Annotated in this window: 9 protein-coding genes and 1 rRNA gene; all 10 read left to right on the top strand. The window is 70.9% G+C overall.

The window, feature by feature from the left end:
* Nucleotides 1-75, top strand: a 5S ribosomal RNA gene (gene rrf, locus ACFVSN_RS44735); the annotation flags it as partial.
* Between the two features lie 96 nt (nt 76-171).
* Nucleotides 172-792, top strand: a complete 621-nt coding sequence (locus ACFVSN_RS44730; RefSeq protein ID WP_380448586.1) for a CDP-alcohol phosphatidyltransferase family protein — start codon at nt 172-174, stop codon at nt 790-792.
* A gap of 124 nt (nt 793-916) precedes the next feature.
* Entirely contained in the window at nt 917-3,412 is a 2,496-nt protein-coding gene (locus ACFVSN_RS44725) for a sugar phosphate nucleotidyltransferase (RefSeq protein ID WP_380448588.1), read from the top strand.
* Nucleotides 3,413-3,557: 145 nt separating this feature from the next.
* The gene (locus ACFVSN_RS44720; protein WP_387603734.1) at nt 3,558-4,619 is read left to right on the top strand and encodes a DUF881 domain-containing protein; all 1,062 of its coding nucleotides are present in this window, start codon (nt 3,558-3,560) and stop codon (nt 4,617-4,619) included.
* The gene (locus tag ACFVSN_RS44715) at nt 4,616-4,948 is read left to right on the top strand and encodes a small basic family protein (RefSeq protein WP_266273207.1); all 333 of its coding nucleotides are present in this window, start codon (nt 4,616-4,618) and stop codon (nt 4,946-4,948) included. Before ACFVSN_RS44720 ends, ACFVSN_RS44715 begins: the two co-directional genes overlap by 4 nt.
* A gap of 82 nt (nt 4,949-5,030) precedes the next feature.
* Complete coding sequence (locus tag ACFVSN_RS44710) at nt 5,031-6,074, top strand: DUF881 domain-containing protein (protein WP_387959278.1); 1,044 nt, start codon at nt 5,031-5,033, stop codon at nt 6,072-6,074.
* Nucleotides 6,075-6,633: 559 nt separating this feature from the next.
* Nucleotides 6,634-7,176: an FHA domain-containing protein gene (locus ACFVSN_RS44705; protein ID WP_380448594.1), complete on the top strand. Its 543-nt coding sequence runs from the start codon at nt 6,634-6,636 to the stop codon at nt 7,174-7,176.
* Between the two features lie 176 nt (nt 7,177-7,352).
* A complete protein-coding gene (locus ACFVSN_RS44700) occupies nt 7,353-8,045 on the top strand; it encodes a MerR family transcriptional regulator (RefSeq protein ID WP_380448598.1) in 693 nt (230 codons plus the stop codon).
* 74 nt (nt 8,046-8,119) lie between these two features.
* Entirely contained in the window at nt 8,120-8,596 is a 477-nt protein-coding gene (locus ACFVSN_RS44695; protein WP_329924794.1) for a bifunctional nuclease family protein, read from the top strand.
* A gap of 224 nt (nt 8,597-8,820) precedes the next feature.
* Entirely contained in the window at nt 8,821-9,465 is a 645-nt protein-coding gene (locus tag ACFVSN_RS44690; RefSeq protein ID WP_380448596.1) for a MerR family transcriptional regulator, read from the top strand.
* Nucleotides 9,466-9,525 lie beyond the last annotated feature (60 nt).

Raw genomic sequence — 9,525 nt, 5'->3', positions numbered from 1 at the left:
AACCCGGAAGCTAAGCCTCACAGCGCCGATGGTACTGCAGGGGGGACCCTGTGGGAGAGTAGGACGCCGCCGAACAATCATTCAAGAGAAGCCCCCGCCGGTAACCGGTCGGGGGCTTCTCTGTTGTAAGGTCATTGTGCATTGTCATCGCACGGTACAGGAGGCCCCCGGGTGGAGGTCCAGGAGACGCGGGTCCAGACCGATCGCGTCCTCACCATCCCCAACTTGCTGAGCATGGGCCGGCTGGTGGGTGTTCCGCTCTTCCTCTGGCTCATTCTCTGGCCGAAGTTCGGCGGGCCGAACAACGACCTCTGGGCGCTGCTCATCCTGGCGCTGAGCGGGGTCAGTGACTACCTGGACGGAAAGCTCGCCCGGCGGTGGGGGCAGGTCAGCCGGGTGGGGCAGTTGCTCGATCCGCTGGCGGACCGGCTCTATGTGCTGTCCACCCTGGTCGGTTTGACGTGGCGTGGGATTCTGCCGCTGTGGGTGACGGGCATCCTGCTGGCCCGTGAGGTCTTTATCGCCGCGCTCCTGCCCATTCTCAACCGGCACGGATACGGGCCGCTCCAGGTGAGTTTCCTGGGGAAGGCCGCGACCTTCAATCTGATGTACGCGTTTCCGCTCCTCCTCCTCGGTAACGGGGACAGCTGGATCGCGCGGCCGGCCGAGGTGGTGAGCTGGGCCTTCATCTGGTGGGGGACGGCGCTGTACTGGTGGGCCGGTATTCTCTACGCCGTTCAGGCGCGGCAGATCGTGCGGGCGAGCGCGAAGGGCTCCGCGTCCACAGTCTGAGACGTGATCTGAGAGAAGTGCCACGGCGCCCCGGTGCGTCGGACGATGCCTTCCGGGTAGATGACCCTCTGGAACGGTTTGATGGGCCTGCAGGTCCAGCACCGCGAAGGAGGACGCACCCGTAATGAAAGCCGTTGTAATGGCAGGGGGCGAAGGCACCCGACTCCGCCCGATGACCTCCAGCATGCCGAAACCGCTGCTTCCGGTGGCCAATAGGCCGATCATGGAGCACGTGCTTCGGCTGCTGAAGCGGCACGGCCTCTCCGACACCGTCGTCACCGTGCAGTTCCTGGCGTCACTGGTCAAGAACTACTTCGGTGACGGTGAGGAACTGGGCATGCACCTCACCTATGCCCACGAGGAGACGCCACTCGGCACTGCGGGGAGTGTGAAGAACGCCGAGGACGCGTTGAAGGACGACTCCTTTCTGGTGATCTCCGGTGACGCGCTGACCGACTTCAACCTCTCCGAATTGATCGACTTTCACCGGAGCAAGGACGCTCTGGTCACCGTCTGTCTCACCAGGGTGCCCAATCCGCTGGAGTTCGGTATCACGATCACCGACGACGACGGACGGGTCGAGCGCTTCCTGGAGAAGCCCACCTGGGGGCAGGTCTTCTCGGACACGGTGAACACCGGTATCTACGTGATGGAGCCAGAGGTCTTCGACTACGTCGCCGCGGGGGAGTCCGTGGACTGGTCGAGCGACGTGTTCCCACAGCTGCTGAAGGAGGGCAAGCGGGTCTACGGATACGTCGCCGAGGGTTACTGGGAGGACGTGGGCACGCACGAGAGCTACGGCAAGGCCCAGGCGGACGTCCTGGAGGGCAAGGTCGATGTCGAGATCGACGGGTTCGAGATCTCGCCGGGCGTGTGGGTGGCCGAGGGTGCCGAGGTGGACCCGGAGGCGGTGCTGCGCGGGCCGCTCTACATCGGGGACTACGCCAAGGTCGAGGCCGGCGTCGAGATCCGCGAGCACACCGTGCTCGGCAGCAACGTGGTCGTGAAACGGGGCGCCTTCCTGCACCGCGCCGTCGTCCACGACAACGTCTACATCGGGCCGCAGAGCAACCTCCGCGGCTGTGTGGTCGGCAAGAACACGGACGTGATGCGGGCCGCGCGGATCGAGGACGGCTCGGTGATCGGGGACGAGTGCCTGATCGGCGAGGAGTCGATCATCGGGGCCAACGTCCGGGTCTATCCGTTCAAGACGATCGAGGCCGGCGCCGTCGTCAACACCTCGGTCATCTGGGAGTCCCGCGGGCAGGAGCACCTGTTCGGCGTGCGCGGTGTGTCGGGGATCCTCAACGTCGAGATCACCCCGGAGCTCGCCGTCCGGCTGGCCGGCGCCTACGCCACGACCCTGAAGAAGGGGGCCACCGTCACCATTGCGCGTGACCACTCGCGTGGTGCGCGTGCGCTCAAACGGGCGATGATCTCGGCGCTCCAGACGTCCGCGATCGACGTCCGCGACCTGGAGAACGTGCCCATGCCGGTCGCCCGGCAGCACACGGCGCGCGGGAGCGCGGGCGGGATCTTCCTGCGGACCACGCCCGGGGTGCCGGACTCGCTGGACATCCTCTTCTTCGACGAGCGCGGGGCCGACCTCTCCCAGGCCGGACAGCGCAAGCTGGACCGCGTCTACGCGCGCCAGGAGTTCCGGCGGGCGTTCCCCGGTGAGATCGGGGACCTGACCTTCCCGTCCAGTGTCTTCGACTCCTACGCGGGCAACCTGCTGCGGGCCGTCGACACGACGGGGGTCCGCGAGGCCGGGCTGAAGGTGGTCGTGGACACCGCGCACGGCAGTGCGGGGCTCGTCCTGCCGAGCATCCTCGGCCGGCTCGGGGTCGAGGCCCTCACCGTCTCCGGCGGGCTCGACGAGGCGCGGCCGACGGAGGACGCGGAGACGCGGCGGGCCGGGCTGGCCAGGCTCGGCGAGCTGGTGGCGTCGTCCCGGGCGGCGTTCGGGGTCCGCTTCGACCCGGTCGGCGAGCGCGTCGCGTTCGTCGACGAGCTGGGGCGCGTGATCGACGACGACCGGGCGCTGCTGGTGCTGCTGGACCTGGTCGCCGCCGAGCGGCGCAGCGGGCAGGTGGCGCTGCCCGTGACGACGACCCGGATCGCGGAGCAGGTGGCCGCGTACCACGGCACCCAGGTCATCTGGACCACGACGACGCCGGACGACCTCGCGAAGGCGGCGTCGGCCGAGGGCACGGTGTTCGGCGGGGACGGGCGCGGCGGGTTCGTCGTGCCGGAGTTCAGCGGCGTGCTGGACGGTGCCGCGGCGTTCGTCCGGCTGGTCGGGCTGGTGGCGCGCACGCAGCTCACCCTGAGCCAGATCGACGCGCGGATCCCGCAGGCGCACATCCGGCGGCGGGACATCGCGACCCCGTGGGCGGCCAAGGGCATGGTGATGCGCTCGGTCGTCGAGGCCGCGGGCAGCCGGCGGCTGGACACGACGGACGGCGTGCGCGTGGTCGAGGCGGACGGGCGTTGGACGCTGGTGCTGCCGGACCCGGCGGAGGCCGTCACCCACTTGTGGGCGGAGGGCCCGAACGACGAGGCCACCGAGGCGCTGCTCGACGAGTGGGCGGCGGTGGTCGACGGCGCCGGGCGTTAGGCGATGCCACAGCGGGGGCGTGCGGATGGTTCGCACGCCCCCGCTGTCCGTTTCGCGACGTTTGGGGTGGTCCGCTCCTCTATGTCGTGTGCGCAGGTCAGGGGCTGTGCACGAGGGCCTTCGCCGACATGGGACGATGGTCCGCATGCCAGCGACGCCGAGTGCCAGCAACGGGCGGTACAACCGTCCGGACGCCTCGATGTCCCTGCTGACCAGCGTGATGGACCACAGCCTCGACGAGGGCTACGCGGAAGCGGCCGCGGCGCGGGGCGGTGACCGCGACAGCCGGATACCCGTGACGCTCCGGGGGCTGGTCACGCTGGGCGCGGGGCTGGCGCTGGTGGGGACGGTGCTGACGATCGGCGCGGTGAACGCGCACGAGGCGGAGCCGACGCTCGCCAAGGAGCGGGACGCGCTGATCCACCGGGTCAACGACAGCAACACCGCCGCCGACCACCTCCAGCAGCAGGTCCAGGACCTCCGGCAGAAGGTGGACAGCGCGCAGCGCCAGGCGCTCCCCGCGGGCGACGACGGCGCGGACTCGCTGACCGGCCTCGTCGGGCTGGGCGAGGTCACCGGGCCGGGCATGAAGCTCGTGCTGGAGGACGCCGCCGGGACGGGCAGCGGGGGCAATGTGGACCCGCGGGCCGGGCAGGGCTTCTCCAACAGCGGCAGGCTGCGGGACCGCGACCTCCAGCTCGTCGTGAACGGGCTCTGGGGGAACGGCGCGGAGGCCGTCTCGATCAACGGGCAGCGGCTGACGGCGCTGTCGGCGATCCGGGCCGCGGGCGAGGCCGTGCTGGTGGACAACCGGCCGCTGGTGCCGCCGTACACCGTTCAGGCGATCGGGGACGGGCCGAAGCTCCTCGGCGCCTTCGAGAAGGACATGGCCGGGGAGTACCTGCGGCTGCTCCAGGAGAAGTACGGGATCAAGTCGACGCTCTCGACGCAGAAGAGCATGACGCTGCCGGCGGCGGTGGGCGTGACGCTGCGGACGGCGCAGCCGGTGACCCCCGAACCCTCGCCGACGGCGACGCCGTCGGCCGCGCCGAGCCCGAGCCCGACTCCGTCGGCCACGGGCGGAACCTCCGAGAGCCCGAGCGCGTCCGTTTCACCGTCCGCCGCCGGTGCGAATCCGAGCTCGAAACGGCGCCCGACGGGCGGGACCACGAAGACCACGACAGCGACAGGAGCAGCTAGACCGTGATTGCCGTACTGGGTCTCGTGATCGGGGTGGTCGTCGGGCTCTTCGTCCAGCCCGAGGTGCCGGACGCCGTCGTGCCGTACCTGCCGATCGCGGTGGTGGCGGCGCTCGACGCGGTGTTCGGCGGTGTGCGGGCGATGCTGGACGGGATCTTCGACGACAAGGTGTTCATCGTGTCGTTCCTGTCGAACGTGGTCGTCGCGGCGCTGATCGTCTTTCTCGGCGACCAGCTGGGCGTCGGCTCGCAGCTGTCCACGGGTGTGGTCGTCGTCCTCGGCATCCGCATCTTCTCCAACGCGGCGGCGATCCGGCGTCATGTCTTCCGTGCCTGAGCCGGGCCGCGGCCCGGCGGCGGAAGAGAACGAGGAGCGCGTCGCTGGTGTCGCGGCGGCCGCCGAGGAGAAGGCGGCCGACATGAAGCCGGCCGAGAAGAAGCAGGCCGAGGAGAAGGCCGTCGCGCAGGAGCCGGTCGCGCAGGAGGCCGGGGCGGCCGTCGCCGAGCCGTCCGAGGTCGAGCGTGAGGCGGCGCCCGTCGAGGAGGCACCTGTCGAGGAGGCGCCTGTCGAGGAGGCGTCGGAGCCCGAGGCGAAGCAGGAACCGGAGCGGGCTCCCGAGCCCGTCGCGGAAGCGGCCGCGAAGGCTTCGGTCGAGTCCGCGGCCGAGCTGGAGCCGGAGCCGGAGTCCGAGTCGGAGCCGGCAGCGGCCGGGCCCGTTGCCGAGGCGACCGACCGGAGCGCCGGGCGGCGGCGCCTGAAGGCCGCGATGTGGCCGCCGCGGCTGTCCCGCGGGCAGCTCGTGGTGGCGCTGCTGCTCTTCTCGCTCGGCCTGGCGCTGGCGATCCAGGTGCGCTCGACGAACGACCACCACAACCAGCTGCGCGGCGCCCGTCAGGAGGACCTGGTTCGGATCCTCGACGAACTGGACAGCCGTCAGCAGCGTCTCCAGCAGGAGAAGGCGGAGCTTGAACAGTCCTTGGGCAAGTTGGAGAACAGCTCCAACCAGGCCAAGGAGGCCCAGGAGCAGACCAGGAAGAAGGAGACGGAGCTCGGCGTGCTCGCCGGCACCGTCAAAGCCACAGGTCCGGGCATCGTACTCACTGTCGATGATCCCCAAGGGCAGGTGAAGGCAGATATGCTGCTGGACACCCTGCAGGAACTCCGGGCGGCGGGGGCGGAGGCGATTCAGATCAACGATGTTCGCGTGGTGGTCAACACCAACTTCACGGACGTGACGGGCGGCGGTGTGCAGATCGACGGCAAGAAGGTCTCGCAGCCGTACCGCTTCACGGTCGTGGGGAACCCGCAGGACCTGACGCCCGCGCTGAACATCCCGGGAGGTGTCGTCCGCACGCTGGAGAGCCACCAGGCACGGGCGACGATCACCACTCCGCAGAAGGTCGTCGTCGACGCGATCGTCGACTTGAGGACGCCGCAGTACGCCAAGCCGGCTTCGAAGTGACGGGGCGCCTGGCGAACGGCCCGTCACGTGCGGGCGGCACCCGGTGCGGGGCGCCGTCGTGGCGTGGGCGAGACTGGTTCATACCAGCACGCAACGGAGCAAGAACCGCCGCACCAACCGTCGGAGTACCACTCCAGCCGGCTCGATCCGCGACCGGGCCCGCAGCCTGTCCGAGGTTCTCACCCTGCCCCGCGGGCGGGTCTGTCACACGCAAGGGGATTCGCCCGTGAGTTTCTTCTCTAAGTTGTTCGGTCGTAACAAGGGCCGCGACGCGGCCGTCGAGGCGCCGACCGCGCGTCACCGCCGGTCCGACGACGAGCCGGCCGTGCCCGGCATGCGTCCCGCCCCCGAGGCGGCGGAGTACGCGGAGCGGCAGCTGTACCGCGACGGCGGCGCCCAGTACGCGGGGAATCCGGCGGGCTACGGCGCGTCGGTTGACCCCTCCGGCGACCCGCGCATAGGTTTCGCGTCAGGACCCTCAACCTCTGGTGGAGGGTTTGCCCCGGACCCGTACGCCGGGCACAACCCGTCGGGTGTGCCGCGCCAGGAGGCTGTGAACATGGCTGGCCCCACTCCGTGCCCGCGGTGCGGCAACCAGAACCCGGCCGCGGCCCGGTTCTGTTCCAACTGCGGCACGGCGCTGCGCGGTGGCGCGCTGCCCGAGGGGCCGGCGGAGACCACGTCGACCATCTCGATCTCCGGCCTGGAGTCCTACGACCCGAACACCACGACCGGCACCGGCACCACGCCGGCCCTGTCGGCCGAGGTGCTGGCGGCGATCGACGCGCTGCCGCCGGGCTCGGCGCTGCTGATCGTGCAGCGCGGCCCGAACTCGGGCAGCCGGTTCCTGCTGGACTCCGACGTCACCACCGCGGGCCGCCACCCGCAGGGCGACATCTTCCTGGACGACGTGACGGTCTCGCGGCGGCACGTGGAGTTCCGCCGCACGCCGGCCGGCTTCAGCGTCGCGGACGTGGGCAGCCTCAACGGCACCTACGTCAACCGGGAGCGGATCGACGAGGTGCCGCTGAACAACGGCGACGAGGTGCAGATCGGGAAGTACCGGCTGGTCTTCTTCGCCGGTCACAACCGGGGGTACTGAACCCAACGTCGGCAGGAGCCCGAGTGAGTACGAATACCTCCGATTCATCTCTCGGGGCGGTCACGCCCGCGCCCTCCGGTCCGCAGACGGACCGGGACGGGCGCGGGGTGGTCGCGGGCCCCAGGCAGCCGCTCCGGCCGGAGCGTGCGGGCGCGCGGCGCCGCGGCGACGAGCTGCTGAGCATCGGCGCGGTGCTGGCCCACCTGCGCGACGAGTTCCCCGAGGTCACCATCTCCAAGATCAGGTTCCTGGAGGCGGAGGGCCTGGTCGAGCCGCAGCGCACGCCCTCGGGGTACCGCAAGTTCAGCCCGGCCGACGTCGAGCGGCTGGCCTACGTGCTGCGGATGCAGCGCGACCACTACCTGCCGCTGCGGGTGATCCGCGAGCACCTGGACGCGATGGAGCGGGGGGAGGCGCCGCCCGCGCTGCCGCCCGCCGACGCCCGGCCCGGGCCGATGGAGGAGGCGGACCGGGAACTGGTCGCCGCCGCCGAGGCCTCGTCCGGGGTCCGGCTGGGGAGGGCCGAACTGCTGGCCGCCGCCGGGGCGGGCGACGGCGACCTGGTCGAGTGGGAGTCCTACGGGCTGGTCGCCTCCGGGCCGGACGGCGGGTACGACGGCGACGCGCTGCAGGTGGCCCGGCTGGTCGCGGAGCTCGGCCGGTACGGGCTCGAACCGCGGCACCTGCGGGCCATGAAGGCCGCCGCCGACCGGGAGGTCGCCCTCGTCGAGCAGGTGGTGGCGCCGCTGCGCCGGCACCGCAACCCGCAGACCAGGGCCCATGCGGAGGCCACCGCGCGGGAGCTCGCGACGCTGGCGGTGCGGCTGCACGCGGCGATGGTCCAGGCCGGTCTGCGGACCCGCCCGTGACGGCCCCACCCCGCTGACCAGCGGCGTCGGGTCTGCGCTTTCATATCCGGGGCCAGAGCCATAGGGTTGCCTGTGTGAATGAGCTCGACGTCGTGGGTGTCCGGGTGGAGATGCCTTCCAACCAGCCGATCGTGCTGCTGCGGGAGGTCGGGGGCGACCGGTACCTGCCGATCTGGATCGGCCCCGGTGAGGCGACCGCGATCGCCTTCGCGCAGCAGGGGATGACCCCGGTGCGCCCGTTGACGCACGACCTCTTCAAGGACGTCCTGGAGGCGCTCGGCCAGCAGCTCACCGAGGTCCGGATCACCGATCTGCGCGAGGGCGTCTTCTACGCGGAGCTGGTCTTCGCCGGCGGGGTCGAGGTGAGCGCCCGGCCGTCCGACGCGATAGCGCTCGCGCTGCGGACCGGCACGCCGATCTTCGGGAGCGAGGAGGTGCTCGCGGAGGCGGGCATCGCGATCCCGGACGAGCAGGAGGACGAGGTCGAGAAGTTCCGCGAGTTCCTCGATCAGGTGTCGCCCGAGGACTTCGGGGGCAGTGGTCCGCAGTAGCGCGGACCGGCCGGCGTACGGGCCGTGCTGTCGTTTTGCCAAAAACCGTCCACCTACCCACACTAGGGGCACGAAAAACCACTCTCCTGAGTGACGCGGTTTGTCCGGCTCGGCGTGGCGATCGTTGACGGGTCATAGGGGACTGCCTACCGTCAGGAGTGGCTGCCCGGGTGACCGACGCCCGCAGTCTGGGTTGCCCGCAACACGAGTGGACGGAGGTAGGCATGAGCAGCACCGGCGATGACGCGGCCGTGGGAGGCCTGTGCGCCGTGCACGTGCCGCGCACCGCTCGCACCGTGACGGACCTGCCCAGGGTGGGCCGGTTCCCGGCCGTGCAGCCCGGCCAGCCGGCCATCGAGCGGCTGGCGCCGACCTCCGAACTCATCGGCTACCGCGGCCCGACGGCCTGCGCGGCCGCCGGCATCACCTACCGCCAGCTGGACTACTGGGCCCGGACGGGGCTGCTGGAGCCCAGCGTCCGTTCGGCGTACCCGGCGACGAGTCAGCGGCTCTACAGCTTCCGCGACGTCCTGCTCCTCAAGATCGTCAAGCGGCTGCTCGACGCGGGCGTCTCGCTGCAGAACATCCGGGTGGCCGTCGCCCATCTGCAGGCCGCCGAGCAGGGCGACCTGGCCGGGCTGACGCTCATGTGCGACGGTGCGACGGTCTACGAGTGCACCACGCCCCAGCAGGTCGTCGACCTGCTGAAGGGCGGTCAGGGCGTGTTCGGCATCGCGGTGGGGGCGGTCTGGCAGGAGCTGGAGCTGACCGTCGGGCGGCTGCACGCCGAGCGGACGGACACCGGCGAGACGCTGCTGGGGCACGACCCCGGGGACGAGCTCGCCCAGCGCCGCAACCGGGCGGTCTGACGGCCCGGTAGGAGCACGGAACGACGAGGCCGCGGGCCCGGACGGGGAACCGTCCGGGCC

The sequence above is a fragment of the Kitasatospora sp. NPDC057904 genome (assembly GCF_042887925.1).
Classification (GTDB): domain Bacteria; phylum Actinomycetota; class Actinomycetes; order Streptomycetales; family Streptomycetaceae; genus Kitasatospora.
The sequence above is the reverse complement of the archived record's forward strand: the minus strand, read 5'-3'. Positions and strand labels throughout refer to the sequence as shown.

Excerpts from the sequence above, each read along its gene's own strand:
- ACFVSN_RS44725 (WP_380448588.1), top strand. The coding sequence starts at position 917 with ATGAAAGCCGTTGTAATGGCAGGGGGCGAAGGCACCCGACTCCGCCCG.
- ACFVSN_RS44720 (WP_387603734.1), top strand. The coding sequence starts at position 3,558 with ATGCCAGCGACGCCGAGTGCCAGCAACGGGCGGTACAACCGTCCGGAC.
- ACFVSN_RS44710 (WP_387959278.1), top strand. The coding sequence starts at position 5,031 with ATGAAGCCGGCCGAGAAGAAGCAGGCCGAGGAGAAGGCCGTCGCGCAG.
- ACFVSN_RS44705 (WP_380448594.1), top strand. The coding sequence starts at position 6,634 with ATGGCTGGCCCCACTCCGTGCCCGCGGTGCGGCAACCAGAACCCGGCC.
- ACFVSN_RS44690 (WP_380448596.1), top strand. The coding sequence starts at position 8,821 with ATGAGCAGCACCGGCGATGACGCGGCCGTGGGAGGCCTGTGCGCCGTG.